At 67.7% G+C, this 15041-nt stretch carries 15 protein-coding genes; 6 read left to right on the top strand and 9 right to left on the bottom strand.

What is annotated here, in order from left to right; all coding sequences use genetic code 11:
• Nucleotides 1–50: 50 nt before the first annotated feature.
• On the bottom strand, nucleotides 51–1877 hold the full coding sequence (gene edd / locus BLR75_RS00475; RefSeq protein WP_084313109.1) for a phosphogluconate dehydratase: 1827 nt from the start codon (nucleotides 1875–1877) through the stop codon (nucleotides 51–53).
• Nucleotides 1878–2005: 128 nt separating this feature from the next.
• On the opposite strand from edd, the gene gap reads away from it, so the two are divergent.
• Nucleotides 2006–3010, top strand: coding sequence for a type I glyceraldehyde-3-phosphate dehydrogenase (gap, locus tag BLR75_RS00470; protein WP_084313108.1), 1005 nt, complete (start codon nucleotides 2006–2008; stop codon nucleotides 3008–3010).
• 126 nt (nucleotides 3011–3136) lie between these two features.
• Here gap and BLR75_RS26610 read toward each other — a convergent pair whose 3' ends face one another.
• The 8 genes from BLR75_RS26610 to BLR75_RS00430 all read right to left on the bottom strand — a co-directional run bounded on the left by BLR75_RS26610 (nucleotide 3137) and on the right by BLR75_RS00430 (nucleotide 12191).
• The gene (locus BLR75_RS26610; RefSeq protein ID WP_174688571.1) at nucleotides 3137–3319 is read right to left on the bottom strand and encodes a DUF1289 domain-containing protein; all 183 of its coding nucleotides are present in this window, start codon (nucleotides 3317–3319) and stop codon (nucleotides 3137–3139) included.
• A gap of 217 nt (nucleotides 3320–3536) precedes the next feature.
• Nucleotides 3537–5828, bottom strand: coding sequence for a beta-glucosidase BglX (gene bglX / locus BLR75_RS00460; RefSeq protein ID WP_084313106.1), 2292 nt, complete (start codon nucleotides 5826–5828; stop codon nucleotides 3537–3539).
• A 137-nt stretch (nucleotides 5829–5965) separates the two neighbouring features.
• A complete protein-coding gene (gene trpB, locus BLR75_RS00455) occupies nucleotides 5966–7171 on the bottom strand; it encodes a tryptophan synthase subunit beta (protein ID WP_084313105.1) in 1206 nt (401 codons plus the stop codon).
• 156 nt (nucleotides 7172–7327) lie between these two features.
• On the bottom strand, nucleotides 7328–8299 hold the full coding sequence (gene scpB, locus BLR75_RS00450) for an SMC-Scp complex subunit ScpB (protein WP_084313104.1): 972 nt from the start codon (nucleotides 8297–8299) through the stop codon (nucleotides 7328–7330).
• A 49-nt stretch (nucleotides 8300–8348) separates the two neighbouring features.
• The gene (locus BLR75_RS00445; RefSeq protein WP_169720270.1) at nucleotides 8349–9107 is read right to left on the bottom strand and encodes a segregation and condensation protein A; all 759 of its coding nucleotides are present in this window, start codon (nucleotides 9105–9107) and stop codon (nucleotides 8349–8351) included.
• 348 nt (nucleotides 9108–9455) lie between these two features.
• Nucleotides 9456–10670, bottom strand: a complete 1215-nt coding sequence (locus tag BLR75_RS00440; protein ID WP_084313103.1) for a tryptophan--tRNA ligase — start codon at nucleotides 10668–10670, stop codon at nucleotides 9456–9458.
• A gap of 16 nt (nucleotides 10671–10686) precedes the next feature.
• Nucleotides 10687–11319, bottom strand: a complete 633-nt coding sequence (locus BLR75_RS00435; protein WP_084313102.1) for an L-threonylcarbamoyladenylate synthase — start codon at nucleotides 11317–11319, stop codon at nucleotides 10687–10689.
• On the bottom strand, nucleotides 11316–12191 hold the full coding sequence (locus tag BLR75_RS00430) for a PHP domain-containing protein (RefSeq protein ID WP_084313101.1): 876 nt from the start codon (nucleotides 12189–12191) through the stop codon (nucleotides 11316–11318). Before BLR75_RS00430 ends, BLR75_RS00435 begins: the two co-directional genes overlap by 4 nt.
• Before the next feature lie 181 nt (nucleotides 12192–12372).
• On the opposite strand from BLR75_RS00430, the gene BLR75_RS00425 reads away from it, so the two are divergent.
• The 5 genes from BLR75_RS00425 to BLR75_RS00405 all read left to right on the top strand — a co-directional run bounded on the left by BLR75_RS00425 (nucleotide 12373) and on the right by BLR75_RS00405 (nucleotide 14999).
• The gene (locus BLR75_RS00425; RefSeq protein ID WP_084313100.1) at nucleotides 12373–12966 is read left to right on the top strand and encodes a septation protein A; all 594 of its coding nucleotides are present in this window, start codon (nucleotides 12373–12375) and stop codon (nucleotides 12964–12966) included.
• Between the two features lies 1 nt (nucleotide 12967).
• The gene (locus tag BLR75_RS00420; protein ID WP_084313099.1) at nucleotides 12968–13267 is read left to right on the top strand and encodes a YciI family protein; all 300 of its coding nucleotides are present in this window, start codon (nucleotides 12968–12970) and stop codon (nucleotides 13265–13267) included.
• A gap of 88 nt (nucleotides 13268–13355) precedes the next feature.
• Nucleotides 13356–13727, top strand: coding sequence for a hypothetical protein (locus BLR75_RS00415; protein WP_084313166.1), 372 nt, complete (start codon nucleotides 13356–13358; stop codon nucleotides 13725–13727).
• A 14-nt stretch (nucleotides 13728–13741) separates the two neighbouring features.
• Complete coding sequence (locus BLR75_RS00410) at nucleotides 13742–14419, top strand: response regulator transcription factor (protein WP_084313098.1); 678 nt, start codon at nucleotides 13742–13744, stop codon at nucleotides 14417–14419.
• A 112-nt stretch (nucleotides 14420–14531) separates the two neighbouring features.
• A complete protein-coding gene (locus tag BLR75_RS00405; RefSeq protein WP_084313097.1) occupies nucleotides 14532–14999 on the top strand; it encodes a Spy/CpxP family protein refolding chaperone in 468 nt (155 codons plus the stop codon).
• Nucleotides 15000–15041: the final 42 nt, after the last annotated feature.

Here is a 15041-nt window from a genome sequence, read left to right as displayed (position 1 = left end):
GTGCCCGCAATTTTCATTGGCAGTGCGAATATCCTTGGCCAGGACTTGGCCTATCGCAAGGCGGTCAGCTCGGCGGTAAAGCTGCAGGCGCCCTGCTCGGCCGGGCTCATCGCCTGGCGCATGAAGGCGAACAACTCGCGACCGCAGCCGCTGCCGTCGTCCTCGGGCCGCGGCGCCAGCGGGCGGGACTGCCATTCGGCGTCGCCGACCAGCACGCGCAGCTCGCCGGTGGAACCATCCACGCGCACCACGTCGCCGTCGCGCAGGCGCGCCAGCGGGCCGCCGTCGATCGCCTCGGGGCTGACGTGGATCGCCGCCGCCACCTTGCCGGAGGCGCCGGACATGCGCCCGTCGGTGACCAGCGCCACCTTGTAGCCGCGGTCCTGCAGCACGCCGAGGAACGGCGTGAGCTTGTGCAGCTCGGGCATGCCGTTGGCCTTCGGGCCCTGGAAGCGCACCACCGCGACCAGATCGCGGTCCAGCTCGCCGGCCTTGAAGGCGGCGGCCAGCCCGGCCTGGTCGTGGAAGATGCGCACCGGCGCCTCGACCACCTGGTGTTCCGGCGCTACCGCGGAAATCTTCATCACGCCGCGCCCGAGGTTGCCCTCCATCAGGCGCAGGCCGCCTTCCGGGGAAAACGGGTTGGCCCGCGGGCGCAGGATGTTCTCGTCGAGGCTCTGCTGCGGGCCTTCGCGCCAGACCAGCTTGCCGCCGTCGAGAAAGGGTTCCTGAGTGTAGCGGCGCAGGCCCTTGCCGACCACGGTCTGCACGTCCTCGTGGAGCAGGCCGCCGTCGAGCAGCTGGCGGATCAGGAAGGACATGCCGCCCGCCGCCTGGAAGTGGTTGATGTCGGCCTGGCCGTTCGGATAGATGCGCGCCAGCAGCGGCACCACCTCGGACAGGTCGGCCATGTCCTGCCAGGTCAGCTGGATGCCGGCGGCCTGGGCGATGGCCAGGATGTGCAGGGTGTGGTTGGTCGAGCCACCGGTAGCCAGCAGCGCCACCACCGAGTTGACGATGGAGCGCTCGTCGACGATTTCCGCCATCGGCAGGTAGTTGCCGTTTTCCGGGGTCAGGCGGCTGGCCTGGCGCGCGGCTTCGCGGGTCAGTTCGTCGCGCAGCGGGGTGTTCGGGTTGACGAAGGAGGCGCCCGGCAGGTGCAGGCCCATCACTTCCACCAGCAGCTGGTTGGTGTTGGCGGTGCCGTAGAAGGTGCAGGTGCCCGGCGCGTGGTAGGAAGCCATTTCCGAGGCGAGCAGCTCCTCGCGGGTCGCCTTGCCCTCGGCGAACAGCTGGCGCACGGCGGCCTTTTCCTTGTTGGAGATGCCGGTGGGCATCGGCCCGGCCGGGACGAACACCACCGGCAGATGGCCGAAGCGCAGCGAGCCGATCAGCAGGCCGGGGACGATCTTGTCGCACACGCCCAGGCACAGCGCGGCGTCGAACATGTTGTGCGAGAGGGCGATGGCGGTGCCCATGGCGATCACGTCGCGGCTGGTCAGCGACAGCTCCATCCCCGGTTCACCCTGGGTGACGCCGTCGCACATGGCCGGCACCCCGCCGGCGAACTGGCCGACCGAGCCGATCTCGTGCAGGGCTTCCTTGATCAGCGCCGGGAAGCGTTCCAGCGGCTGGTGCGCCGAGAGCATGTCGTTGTAGGAGGAAACGATGGCGACGTTGGCCTGGTTCATCAGGCGCAGCGTCTGCTTGTCGCTATCGCCGCAGGCCGCGACGGCGTGGGCGAGGTTGCCGCAGGGCAGCGTACCCCGGTGCGGGCCCTTGGTCGCCGCGGCTTTCACCATGGCGAGATAACGCTGACGGGTCGCCGCGCTGCGGGCCTGGATGCGCTGGGTGACTTCGAGCACGCGGGGGTGCATGGCAGCATTCTCCTTCAGACTATCGATTGTTGTTTTTACAACATAATCGTCGATTACAGGGCGTTTACTTTTTCTCTGAGAGAAAATTTAATTGTTTTTACCACATTCATGAAAAAGAGACGACATCCATGACCATTCGCCTGGCGATCAACGGTTTCGGCCGCATCGGCCGCAACGTCCTTCGAGCCCTGTACACCGGCGGCCATCGCCAGCACCTGCAGGTCGTGGCGATCAACGACCTCGGCAAGCCGGACATCAACGCCCATCTGTTCCAGTACGACAGCGTGCACGGGCGCTTCCCCGGCGAGGTCGCGCACGATGCCGAAAGTCTCAGCGTAAATGGCGACCGCATGGTCGTCACGACGATCCGCAATCCGGCGGAGCTGCCCTGGGCCGACCTGGGCGTGGACATCGTGCTGGAGTGCAGCGGCGCCTTCACCCAGCGCGACAGGGCCGCCGCGCACCTGCAGGCCGGCGCGCGCAAGGTGCTGATCTCCGCCCCGGGCAAGGGCGCCGACGCCACCGTGGTGTACGGCGTCAACCACGAGATGCTGCGCGCCTCGCAGCAGATCGTCTCCGCTGCGTCCTGTACCACCAACTGCCTGGCGCCGCTGGCACAGGTGCTGCACCGCGAGCTGGGCATCGAGCACGGGCTGATGACCACCATCCATGCCTACACCAACGACCAGACGCTGACCGACGTGCACCACGCCGATGTCTACCGCGCGCGCTCGGCCACCCAGTCGATGATTCCCACCAGGACCGGCGCCGCCGAGGCGGTCGGCCTGGTCCTGCCGGAGCTGGCCGGCAAGCTGAGCGGCCTGGCGGTGCGGGTGCCGGTGATCAATGTGTCGCTGGTGGACCTCACCGTGCAGGTCGGCCGCGATACCGACGTGGAGACGGTCAATCGGTTGATCCGCGAGGCCAGCGAGGGTTCCAGCGTTCTTGGCTACAACGAGCTGCCGCTGGTGTCGGTGGACTTCAACCACGACCCGCGCTCGTCGATCTTCGACGCCAACCACACCAAGGTCAGCGGGCGGCTGGTGAAGGTGATGGCCTGGTACGACAACGAGTGGGGATTCTCGAACCGGATGCTGGATGTGGCGCTGGCGATGCACCAGGCGCCGGAGTGATTTGATGGACACCATGGTTCCCACGCTCCTGCGTGGGAACCCATCCGGGGACGCTCCTGCGTCCCTTCGACGCGGGAGCGTCGAGAGCTGCATTCCCACGCGGGAGCGTGGGAACGATGCCGCGGGCTACTTGTAACGCCTGCGCCTCTGCGCCTCGAACACCAGCAGGCGCATGTCCGACTCCGCCAGCACCGCCTGCTGGCCCAGCGCGTCGAGCTTCTTCCAGCCCCTGATCTCTTCCCGCGTCCGCCCGCAGCCGAGGCAGACGCCGGCGTCGAACTCACAGACCTTGATGCATGGACTCTTCACGTTTCCCCCTGTCGAACGGTTGGTCAGACGGGAGTAGTTGAGGGGAAATGCGGAGGGAGGTCCAAGGGGAAAAAGGCATCGCGCCGATCGACGATGCCAATCGCCGCGCCGAAATTCGCACGTAGGGTGGATGAGGCTCTTTTCATCCACCATTGCGGTGCCGCATGCGCGGCCATGGTGGATCGATGGAGCGTGATCCACCCTACGCCCGCCCCCGTCACAACAAGGTGAATTGCCCTTCCTTCACGTCCTGCGAATCCAGGCCGATGTAGACCTTGAATTCCCCCGGCTCCGACGCATGGCGCAGCTGGCTGTCGTAGAAGCGCAGGTCGTTCTCGCGGATCGGGAACTCGACGACCTTCGACTCGCCCGGCTCGAGCATCACCTTGCGGAAGTTCTTCAGCTCCTTCACCGGCCGGCTGATCGACGCGGCGACGTCCTGCAGGTAGAGCTGCACCACGGTCTCGCCGGCGCGCTTGCCGGTGTTCTTCACCGTCACTTTGGCGGTCAGGGTGTCGTCCTTGCTCATTTTCCCGCTGGACAGGCTGACGTCCGAGACACTGAAGCTGGTGTAGCTGAGGCCGAAGCCGAACGGGTACAGCGGGCCGTTGGCGGCGTCGAAGTAGCGCGAGGTGTACTTGTTCGGGTGTTCGTGGTCGAACGGGCGGCCGGTGTTGAGGTGGTTGTAGTAGATCGGCACCTGGCCCACCGAGCGCGGGAAGGACATGGTCAGCTTGCCGGCCGGGTTGTAGTCGCCGAACAGCACGTCGGCGATGGCGTTGCCGCCCTCGGTGCCGCTGAACCAGGTTTCCAGGATGGCGTCCATGTTCTCGCTTTCCCAGCGCAGGTCCAGCGGGCGGCCGTTCATCAGCACCATGACGATCGGCTTGCCGGTGGCCTTCAGCGCCTTGAGCATCTCGACCTGGCTGGCCGGGATGCGCAGGTTGGTCTTGCTCGACGCCTCGTGGGCCATGCCCTGGGATTCGCCGACCACGGCGACCACCACGTCGGCCTGCTTCGCCGCCTCCACCGCTTCCACCAGCATGGCCTGCGGGCTGCGCGGGCCGACGATGACGTCGGGGTTGTACTCGTTCAGGTAGGCGAGGACTTCCGGGTCGTCGGTGACGTTGGCGCCCTTGGCGTAGATCAGCTGGGCGCGGTCGCCGATGGCGTTCTGCATGCCCTGCAGCACGGTCACCGCCTGCCGCGCCTTGCCGGCGGCGGACCAGCTGCCCATCACGTCGCGCTTGCTGTCGGCCAGCGGGCCGATCACCGCGATGGTGCCCTGGCGCTTGAGCGGCAGCACGTCGCCGGCGTTCTTCAGCAGCACCTGGCCCTTGCGCGCCACCTCGCGGGCGGCCTGGCGGTGCAGGCGCTCCTCGGCATCGGTGTCCACCGGGTCGGCGCCCTGCAGATAGCGATAGGGATCGTGGAACAGGCCCATCTCGTACTTGGCGACCAGCACGTCGCGGCAGGCGCGGTCGATGTCGCTCTCGGCGACCTCGCCGGACTTCAGCAGGCCCGGCAGCTCGTTGCGGTAGAGGTCGTCGTTCATGTTCATGTCGACGCCGGCCTTGATCGCCAGCTTCACCGCCTCGCGCTCGCTGGCGGCGACGCCGTGCTTGACCAGTTCCTTGACCGCGCCGTGGTCGCTGAGGGTCAGGCCCTTGTAGCCCCACTCCTTGCGCAGCAGGTCCTGCAGCAGCCAGGTGTTGGCGCTGGCCGGCACGCCGTTGATGCTGTTCAGCGAGACCATCACCGAGCCGGCGCCGGCGTCCATGGCGGCGCGGTACGGCGGCAGGTAGTCCTGGTACATGCGCTGCGGGCTCATGTCGACGGTGTTGTAGTCGCGGCCGCCCTCGCCCGCGCCGTACAGGGCGAAGTGCTTGACCCCGGCCATGATGGTGCCCGGCTTGCGCAGGTCGTCGCCCTGGTAGGCCTTGACGATCACGCCGGCGATCTGGCTGGTCAGCCAGGTATCCTCGCCGAAGCCTTCGGAGACGCGGCCCCAGCGCGGGTCGCGGGCGATGTCGACGGTGGGCGAATAGGTCAGGTTGAGGCCGTCGGCGCTGGCTTCCAGGGCCGACACCCGGGCGCTTTCGGCGATCGCCTGCATGTCCCAGCTGGCCGCCAGGCCGAGGCCGATGGGGAACACCGTGCGGTGGCCGTGGACCACGTCGTAGGCGAAGAACAGCGGGATCTTCAGCCGGCTCTTCATGGCCTCGTCCTGCAGCAGGCGGATGCCCGGACGGGTCACGGTGTTGAACACCGCCCCGGTGATGCCGGCGCGGATTTCCTCCTGCAGCACCGGCTTCGGATGGTCGGCGCCGACGCTGACCAGGCGCAGCTGGCCGATCTTCTCCTCGATGGTCATCTGCTTCATCAGGTTGTCGATGAAGGCGTCCCGCGACTGGCCGGGAAGCGGCTGCGCCGGCTCGGCGGCGAACAGCGAGGCGCTGGCGACCAACAGGGCGAGCGCACTGATGCGACTGATCTGGCTTGTTTTCATCTGGACACTCAACGACCGCGCCCCGGGCGCCGGCCTACCGCAGGTAGTGGGAATTTCGCCCCTCGCGGGGGCATCGAACGAGTCCGTGGGCGGCATGCACGCCGCCCACGGCATGCACGCCGCCCACGGCAAAGCGCTTACAGGCCGAGCAGGCTGGCCACGTAGTCGGCATCCTTGTCGCCGCGGCCGGACAGGTTGACCAGGATGTGCCGGTCCCTGCCCAGGGTCGGCGCGGTGCGGATGGCCCAGGCCACCGCGTGGGCGCTTTCCAGGGCGGGGATGATGCCTTCCACGCGCGACAGGGTCATGAAGGCGTCCAGGCATTCCTGGTCGCTGGCGGTGACGTACTGCACGCGGCCCTGGTCCTTCAGGTAGCTGTGCTGCGGGCCGACGCCCGGGTAGTCGAGGCCGGAGGCGATGGAGTGCACCGGCGCCGGGTTGCCCTCGGCGTCTTCCAGCACGTAGCAGGCCATGCCGTGGATTTCGCCGGGCTTGCCCAGGCTCAGGGTGGCGGAGTGCTGGCCCATTTCCAGGCCCCTGCCGGCGGGTTCTACACCGACCAGGTTGACGCCCTCGTCGCCGAGGAAGGCGGTGAACATGCCGATGGCGTTGGAGCCGCCGCCGACGCAGGCGGTGACGTGATCCGGCAGGCGGCCGTACTTCGCCTGGAACTGCTCGCGGGCCTCATTGCCGATGATCGACTGGAAGTCGCGGACCATGCTCGGGAAGGGGTGCGGACCGACCACCGAGCCGATGGCGTAGATGTAGTCGTGCGGGTTCTTCAGGTATTCCTCGAAAGCACTGTCCACCGCTTCCTTCAGCGTCGCCGCGCCGCGGGTCACCGCCACCAGCTTGCAGCCGAGGATCTTCATCTTGGTGACGTTGGGGTGCTCCTTCTCGATGTCCACCTGGCCCATGTGGATCTCGCAGGGAATGCCCACCAGCGCGCAGGCGGTGGCCAGGGCGACGCCATGCTGACCGGCGCCGGTCTCGGCGATCACCTTCTTCTTGCCCATGAACCTGGCCAGCAGCGCCTCGCCCAGGCAGTGGTTGATCTTGTGCGCGCCGGTGTGGTTCAGGTCCTCGCGCTTGAGGTGGATCTGCGCGCCGCCGAGCTGCTCGGACAGGCGGCGGGCATGGAAGATCGGGCTGGGGCGGCCGACGTAGTCGGCGAACAGGCTGGCCAGTTCCTGCTGGAAATCGGCGCGCTGGCGGATTTCCTGGTAGGCGGCGTCGATGTCATCCATGGCCTGCTTGAGTTCCGGCGGCACCAGTTGGCCGCCGTAGGGGCCGAAATAGCCGTTGGCGTCGGGCATGGGGCCGAAATGCGTGGTTGCGCTCATCGAAATCGTCTCTTTGTTCGAATCGGGAGGGCGTCGGCGTGACGCCGGGAAGCAGTGGGGCGACGAGTATATCCGGGCTGCAATCGGTGCGGTTTCGCTTGCGTCTGGAAAAATCGGCTTCTTCGCGGCTCATCCGCAGGGCGGAGCCAAGCGCGGTCAGTCATCCCGCTCGCGCAGCATCTCCATTTCCTCGCGCATGGCCTCGGCCAGCGCGCGTTCCTCGTCGTACTCGTCTTCCTCCGGCGCGGCGGCCGGCGGCTCCGGCGAAACCGGCAGCGGCCGCGCCTCCTCGGGCGCTGCGGCTTCCTCTTCCGCCCGCGGCTCGATGGGCGGCAGCTCCAGCAGGTCGTCGAAGTCGGTCTTCAGACCCTGTTCCATCTCGTCCAGTTCAGCGAGCAGGCTGCGGAAGCTGGTTTCCTCCTTCGGCTCGGCCGGCGGCGCGGGTTCGGGCTCCTCGCCCGCCTCGCGCAGGGCCAGGTCGGCCAGGGCCTGGATCGACGGCGGGACGTAGTCCTCGTCGTCGAGGTCGGCGCCGGTGGCGTCCATCGGCACCGCGACCAGCAGCGGCCCGTCGTCGGTCGCGGGCTCCGGCTCCATCTCGCGGATTTCCGAGAGCGGCGGCAGTTCGTCCAGGCTCTTCAGGTTGAAGTAGTCGAGGAAGGCGCGGGTGGTGGCGAACATCGCCGGGCGGCCGGGCACCTCGCGGTAGCCGACGATGCGGATCCACTCGCGGTCCATCAGCGTCTTGACGATCTGGGTGTTCACTGCGACGCCGCGCACGTCCTCGATCTCGCCGCGGGTGATCGGCTGGCGGTAGGCGATCAGCGACAAGGTCTCCAGCAGGGCGCGGGAATAGCGCTGCGGACGCTCCTCCCAGAGCCGCCCGACCCAGGGCGACAGGCGCTCGCGAATCTGCAGGCGATAGCCGGAGGCCACCTCCTTCAGCTCGAAGGCGCGCCCCGCGCAGGACAGCGCAAGGATCGACAGCGCATCGCGGAACTGCTGCGGCGAGGGCCGCTCCTCCTCCTCGAACAGCTCGCCGAGGCGCTCCAGCGACAGCGGCTTGCCCGCGGCCAGCAGGATGCCTTCGAGCAGGGTCGCCAGTTCTTGCGGGTCGGAGAGGTTCATTGCGCGGGGCTCGTGGAGTTATTTCGAAGGGCGATGATAAGCCAGGAGATCAGAACTGGTCGTCGACTTCGTCAGCGCCTTCTTCGGCAGCGGCTTCCGGCTGTTCCTCCGCCTCGACCCGGGCGCGCACGTGGATCGGCGCGAAGGCTTCGTTCTGCACCAGTTCCACCAGCTGTTCCTTGATCAGCTCGAGGATCGCCATGAAGGTCACCACCACCCCGAGCCGGCCCTCCTCCACCCGGAACAGCTGGATGAACGGCACGAAACCGGCGCCCTTCAGGCGTTCGAGGATTTCCGTCATGCGCTCGCGGGTGGAGAGCATCTCGCGGGTGACCTGGTGGCTTTCGAACAGGTCGGCGCGGCGCAGCACCTCGCCCAGGCTGTAGAGCAGCTCCGGCAGGCTGACTTCCGGCAGCAGCTTGCGCGCCCGCGCATCCGGCGCCGACACCGTAGGCACGATGTAGTCGCGGCCCTCGCGCGGCAGTTCGTCGAGGTCCTCGGCGGCCTTCTTGAAGCGCTCGTACTCCTGCAGGCGGCGGATCAGCTCGGCGCGCGGGTCTTCCTCCTCCGCTTCGGCCTCGCTGGAACGCGGCAGCAGCATGCGCGACTTGATCTCGGCGAGCATGGCCGCCATCACCAGGTATTCGGCGGCCAGTTCCAGACGGGCGGTCTTCATCAGCTCGACGTAGCCCATGTACTGGCGGGTGATCTCGGCCACCGGGATGTCGAGGATGTCGATATTCTGCTTGCGGATCAGGTAGAGCAGCAGGTCGAGCGGGCCTTCGAAGGCTTCGAGGAAGACTTCCAGCGCATCCGGCGGGATGTACAGGTCCTGCGGCAGCTCGGTGACGACCTCGCCATAGACCAGCGCGAGCTGCAGCGGCTCGCGGTATTCCGCGGCGGCGGCGGGGTTTTCCGGCTCGGTCATGGTGCTCATCGGCCACTCGTCAGGCGCAGGTTGGAGTTGGCGGGCATTATCCCTGCTTTTGCTTTCCTGTAGGAGCCAGCTTGCTGGCGATCAACGGAGTCAGCCGGCGGCTCGATGATTGCCGGTAAGCCCGGGTTCGGTGTAGGAGCGCACCTGGGCGCGACCGATCACGGGCATGGCCCGCTCCCATAGGACTTCGGCGCTCCTGCGTGGGAACCCGTCCGGGGTCTAGCGATACGCCAACCCCATCGCCTGGCGCACCTCGACCAGGGTCTCGCGCGCCGCCTCGCGGGCCTTTTCCGCGCCTTCGGCGAGGATGCTGCGGACCAGTTCGGGGTTGTCCTCGTAGTCCAGGGCGCGTTCCTGGATCGGCTGCAGTTCCAGGCGCACCGACTCGATCACCGGGCGCTTGCAGTCCAGGCAGCCGATGCCGGCGCTGCGGCAGCCCTGCTCCACCCAGTTGCGGCAGCCCTGGTCGGAGTACACCTGGTGCCACTGCCAGACCGGGCAGCGTTCCGGCTCGCCGGGATCGCTGCGGCGCACCCGCGCGGGGTCGGTGGGCATGCGGCTGATCTTTTCCTCGACCTCGGCGAGGCTGTCGCGCAGGGCGATGACGTTGCCCAGCGTCCTGGCCATGCGCTGGCCGTCCAGCCCCGGCATCCTCGGCGTGTCGCTGGGCAGCGACTGCGGCTCGGGCAGCAGCACGCGGCCGCTGCCTTCCAGGTAGCCGAACAATCGCTCGCGGTCGCCGAGGGTCATGCTTTTCTGTTCATCGAGCAGCGCCCGGGCGGTTTCCAGCGCGTCGGTGTCGCCCTGCTCCTGCCAGGTGCGGCGCAGCGAGCCGTACAGCCGCGCGGTCTTCTTGCCGAGGCGGGTCATGGCGGCCCGGACCTTCTCCTCGAAGTCCTCCTCGCCGCCATACAGATGGTTGAAGCGCCGGGCGATCTCGCGGGTGAACTCCACATGGGCCTGCTGGCTGGTTCCGGCCGCCACCAGCCCGGCGCGATAGATCAGGATGTCGGCGGCCTGCAGCAGCGGATAGCCGAGGAAACCGAAGCTGGAAAGATCGTGATGGCTGAGCCTTTCCTGCAGTTCCCGGTAGGTGGGCACGCGCTCCAGCCAGGGCAGCGGGCAGATCATCGACAGCAGCAGGTACAGCTCGGCGTGTTCCGGCACCTGGGACTGGATGAACAGGGTCGCCGCGCTCGGGCTGAGGCCGACCGACAGCCAGTCGATGGCCATTTCCCAGACGTGCTGGCTGATCCCGTCGGCGTCGGAGAATTCGGTGGTCAGCGCATGCCAGTCGGCGATGGAGAAGAAGCACTCGTACTCGTGCTGCAGCCGGGTCCAGTCGCGCAGCGTGGAGTGGTAGTGCCCCAGGTGCAGCGGACCGATGGGGCGCATGGCGGAGAATACCCGGCGCGGCGAGTCGACAGTGGTCAAGCGGCGGTCCCCGGCGCTAGGCCACGGCGGTCTGGAACGGCGTCGGATCGCCGCAGCCGACGCGCACCACCACCGGGTCTTCCTCGGTAAGGCTGATCACCGTGGAGGCCTCGCCACCGCCGTAGCCGCCGTCGATCACCAGGTCGACCTGGTGCTCCAGTATCTCGCGCATCTCGTAGGGATCGTGCAGCGGCTCGCTGTCGCCGGGCATGATCAGGCTGACGCTCATCAGCGGCTCGCCCAGCTCCTCCAGCAGCGCCAGGGCGATCGGGCAGCCCGGCACGCGCAGGCCGATGGTGCGGCGCTTGGGATGCAGGAGCATGCGCGGCACTTCGCGGGTGGCGTTGAGGATGAAGGTGTAGGGGCCGGGGGTGTAGGTCTTCAGCAGGCGGAACAGCGCGGTGTCGACCTTGGCGTAGAGGCCCAGCTCGGACAGGTCGCGGCAGACCAGGGTGAAATTGTGCTTGTCGTCCAGCCTGCGCAGGCGGCGGATGCGCTCGACCGCCGACTTCTCGCCGATGCGGCAGCCCACCGCGTAGGAGGAGTCGGTCGGGTAGACGATCACGCCACCGTTCCGGACCACCTCCACTGCCTGCTTGACCAGGCGTGGCTGGGGGTTTTCCGCGTGTATCTGGAAGAACTGACTCATGGACTCTCCTTGATCCCGATCGAGGTTTCCCGGCTGGCGAAGCGCGGCCACAGCGGCGGCAGGTCTTCCGGCACGGGCCGGTAGGAACCGAGTTCGGACCAGTCGCTGGGGGCGTGGAAGTCGCTGCCGGCGCTGACCATCAGGCCGAATTCGCGGGCGAGGATGCTCAGCACACCGACCTGGTCGGCCGACTGCGGGCCGTTGACCACTTCGATGGCGTGGCCGCCGGCCTGGATGAATTCGCCGATCAGCTTGCGTCGCTTGGTGCGGGTGAAATCGTAGTGGCAGGGGTGCGCCAGGCTGATCCAGGCGCCGGCCGCGCGCAGGGTGCCGACCGTATCGGCAAGGCTCGGCCAGTGCTGCTTGACGTCGCCCAGCTTGCCGGCGCCGAGCCACTTGCGGAACGCCTCGGCGCGGTCGCCGACGTGCCCGGCGCGCACCAGGAATTCGGCGAAATGCGGGCGCGCCGGGGCATTGTCGCTGTCGCCCAGCTCCTGCTGCACCGCCCGCGCGCCGGCGAAGGCGCCGGGCATGCCCTTGGCTTCCAGGCGCCGGCCGATCTCCTCGGCGCGCGCCCAGCGGCCGCGATGCAGGTCGTCGAGGGCGCGCACCAGCGGCTCGGCCCGGTCGTCGAAGGCGTAACCGAGCACATGGATGGTGGCGCCGCCCCAGGTGCAGGACAGCTCCACGCCGTTGACCAGCTCCACGCCCAGTTCTTCGGCGGCGGCGCGCGCCTCGGCGAGGCCTTCGAGGGTGTCGTGGTCGGTCAGGGCGAGCAGGCGCACTCCGCGCTCGTGGGCGCGGGCGACGACGGCGGCAGGCGGAAGAACGCCGTCGGAGGCGGTGCTGTGGCAATGCAGATCGACACGCATGGGCTGTCCGGATAGAAAAACTTCGAAATGTTTACGCTTCTGTATAGACGTTCCGGACAGCCCGTTCACGCCGGCGCTGTCTGCGGGCCGGCATGGACGGGAGTCTGGAAGAGACGGACGACTGTTTCACAACATCCGGAGGTTGCTATTATGCCGACTCCCCTGGGCTCTGGCTGCCGTAATGAAGCAATTCATCGATTTCATCCCCCTGATCCTGTTCTTCATCGTCTACAAGCTGGACCCGCGCAACGTCGAACTGGCCGGACAATCCTTCAGCCTCGGCGGCATCTTCAGCGCCACCGCGGTGCTGATCGGCACCTCGGTGATCGTCTACGGCGCCCTGCTGATCAAGCAGCGCAAGCTGGACAAGGGCCAGTGGCTGACCCTCGCCGCCTGCCTGGTGTTCGGCGGCATGACCCTGGCGTTCCACAGCGAGACCTTCCTCAAGTGGAAGGCGCCGGTGGTCAACTGGCTGTTCGCCCTGGGCTTCGCCGCCAGCCACTTCATCGGCGACCGCCCGCTGATCCAGCGCATCATGGGCCACGCCGTGCAGATGCCGGAGCAGATCTGGAGCCGCCTGAACATCGCCTGGGTGCTGTTCTTCCTGGTCTGCGGCTTCACCCAGCTGTTCGTCGCCTTCACCTTCCAGAGCATCTGGGTGGACTTCAAGGTGTTCGGCAGCCTGGGCATGACCCTGATATTCCTGATCGGCCAGGGCGTTTTCCTGGCCCGCCACATGCACGACGCCCCAACCGGCGACAAGCCCAAGGACTGACATGCTCTACGCAATCATCGCCCGCGACATCCCCGCATCCCAAGAACGCCGCCTGGCCTCGCGCCCGGCGCACCTGGCCCGTCTCGAACAGCTGAAGGAAGAAGGCCGCCTGGTGCTGGCCGGCCCGCACCCGGCGATCGACAGCAACGACCCGGGCGCCGCCGGCTTCACCGGCAGCCTGATCGTCGCCGAATTCGACTCCCTCGCCGCCGCCCAGGCCTGGGCCGATGCGGACCCTTACCGCGCCGCCGGTGTCTATGCAGACGTAGTGGTGAAACCGTTCAAGAAAGTCCTGCCGTAAACGCAAGGCATCCGGCGCAGGGACGCGCCGGCACACGCAGGTCTCGAACGCCGGGATGGCCATGGATTTCATCGCACAAGGAATTCCGATGCACCGTATCGCCCCCCTGCTGTTCGCCGGCCTGACCCTGTCCACCGCCCTGCAGGCGGAGGAAACGCCCGCGGCGGCCGAACCCGGCGCGACGCTGGAGCAGCGCCTGGCCGAGGCCGAGCGCCAGCGTGACGAACTGGCCGTGCAACTGCAGCGCGCCGACAGCGACACCGCCAGGCTCGCCGGACTGCGCCAGGAGAACCAGCGCCTGCGCCAGCAGTTGCAGCGGGTCCAGGCGCAGCAACCGCAGCGCCTGCTCAACGAACAACAGACCTGGTACGTGACGGGCGCCGCCACCGCCCTGCTGGCGTTCTTCCTCGGCGCCCTGAGCCGCGGCCGGCGCCGCCAGCGCCGCGAGTGGCTGAACTGAAAGAAAGCGGAATCATGAGCGAGTTGCTGCTGATCGACGACGATCGCGAATTGTGCGAGCTATTGTGCGCCTGGCTGGTGCAGGAAGGCTTCAGCGTGCGCGCCAGCCACGACGGCGCCGAAGCGCGCGCCGCCCTGGCCAGCCGCACCCCGGACGCCATCGTCCTCGACGTGATGCTGCCCGACGGCAGCGGCCTGGAACTGCTCAAGCAACTGCGCAGCGAACATCCCGAGCTGCCGGTGCTGATGCTCTCGGCCCGCGGCGAACCGCTGGACCGCATCCTCGGCCTGGAACTCGGCGCCGACGACTACCTGGCCAAGCCCTGCGACCCCCGCGAACTGACCGCGCGCCTGCGCGCCGTGCTGCGCCGCAGCCATCCGGCGCACCCCACGGCGCAGATGGAACTGGGCGACCTGGCGCTGAACCTGACCCGCGGCGTCGTCAGCATCGGCGAGCACGAGGTCAGCCTGACCCTCTCCGAAAGCCGCATCCTCGAAGCCCTGCTGCGCCAGCCCGGCGAGCCGCTGGACAAGCAGGCCCTGGCGCAACTCGCCCTCGGCCGCAAGCTGACCCTCTACGACCGCAGCCTGGACATGCACGTCAGCAACCTGCGCAAGAAGCTCGGCGCCCATCCAGACGGCCGCCCGCGCATCCTGGCGCTGCGCGGGCGCGGCTATTTCTACGCCCCGTGACGCCTAACCGAATCTTTACCGAAGCTTTACCGGCGACTGACTGCCCTTGACCTTGCCAACCCTAGACTGGGCCCATCCGGTAACGAACCGGTCCCTAGAAAGGAGAGACACCATGCGCAAGACTCTGACCGCCCTGCTGATCGCTGCCAGCCTGCCGACCTTCGCCCTCGCAGCCACTTCGGCCGCGCCCGATGCGCCGCCGTACGAAGGCGGCATGCACATGGGCGGCCACGGCCACGGCTACGGCCACGGCAAGTTCGGCGGTGGCCACGGCATGTTCCGCGACCTCGACCTGACCCGCGAGCAGCGCCAGCAGATGGGCAAGCTGATGGGCGAAGGCATGAAGCAGCGCCACGAAATCACCCAGCGCTACCTGGACAAGCTGCCGGAAGCCGAGCGCAAGGCCATGAAGGACGAGCTGAAGGCCAGCCGCGAAAAGACCCAGAAGGACGTCCGCGCCCTGCTCAACCCCGAGCAGCAGAAGAAGTTCGACGAACTGCAGAAGAAACGCGAACAGCGCAAGGCCGAATGGGCCGAGTTCCAGCAATGGAAAGCGCAGAAGGACGCCAAGGGCAACTGATCGCCCATCCCCACCACACGCCGGGCCTTGGCCCGGCGTTTC

This window comes from Pseudomonas jinjuensis, assembly GCF_900103845.1.
Lineage (GTDB): Bacteria > Pseudomonadota > Gammaproteobacteria > Pseudomonadales > Pseudomonadaceae > Pseudomonas > Pseudomonas jinjuensis.
The sequence above is the reverse complement of the archived record's forward strand: the minus strand, read 5'-3'. Positions and strand labels throughout refer to the sequence as shown.

What these genes read in the sequence shown, in the direction of transcription:
- edd (WP_084313109.1), bottom strand. Translation starts at nt 1,877, where the DNA reads ATGCACCCCCGCGTGCTCGAAGTCACCCAGCGCATCCAGGCCCGCAGC.
- gap (WP_084313108.1), top strand. Translation starts at nt 2,006, where the DNA reads ATGACCATTCGCCTGGCGATCAACGGTTTCGGCCGCATCGGCCGCAAC.
- bglX (WP_084313106.1), bottom strand. Translation starts at nt 5,828, where the DNA reads ATGAAAACAAGCCAGATCAGTCGCATCAGTGCGCTCGCCCTGTTGGTC.
- trpB (WP_084313105.1), bottom strand. Translation starts at nt 7,171, where the DNA reads ATGAGCGCAACCACGCATTTCGGCCCCATGCCCGACGCCAACGGCTAT.
- scpB (WP_084313104.1), bottom strand. Translation starts at nt 8,299, where the DNA reads ATGAACCTCTCCGACCCGCAAGAACTGGCGACCCTGCTCGAAGGCATC.
- BLR75_RS00435 (WP_084313102.1), bottom strand. Translation starts at nt 11,319, where the DNA reads ATGAGTCAGTTCTTCCAGATACACGCGGAAAACCCCCAGCCACGCCTG.
- BLR75_RS00430 (WP_084313101.1), bottom strand. Translation starts at nt 12,191, where the DNA reads ATGCGTGTCGATCTGCATTGCCACAGCACCGCCTCCGACGGCGTTCTT.
- BLR75_RS00425 (WP_084313100.1), top strand. Translation starts at nt 12,373, where the DNA reads ATGAAGCAATTCATCGATTTCATCCCCCTGATCCTGTTCTTCATCGTC.
- BLR75_RS00420 (WP_084313099.1), top strand. Translation starts at nt 12,968, where the DNA reads ATGCTCTACGCAATCATCGCCCGCGACATCCCCGCATCCCAAGAACGC.
- BLR75_RS00415 (WP_084313166.1), top strand. Translation starts at nt 13,356, where the DNA reads ATGCACCGTATCGCCCCCCTGCTGTTCGCCGGCCTGACCCTGTCCACC.
- BLR75_RS00410 (WP_084313098.1), top strand. Translation starts at nt 13,742, where the DNA reads ATGAGCGAGTTGCTGCTGATCGACGACGATCGCGAATTGTGCGAGCTA.
- BLR75_RS00405 (WP_084313097.1), top strand. Translation starts at nt 14,532, where the DNA reads ATGCGCAAGACTCTGACCGCCCTGCTGATCGCTGCCAGCCTGCCGACC.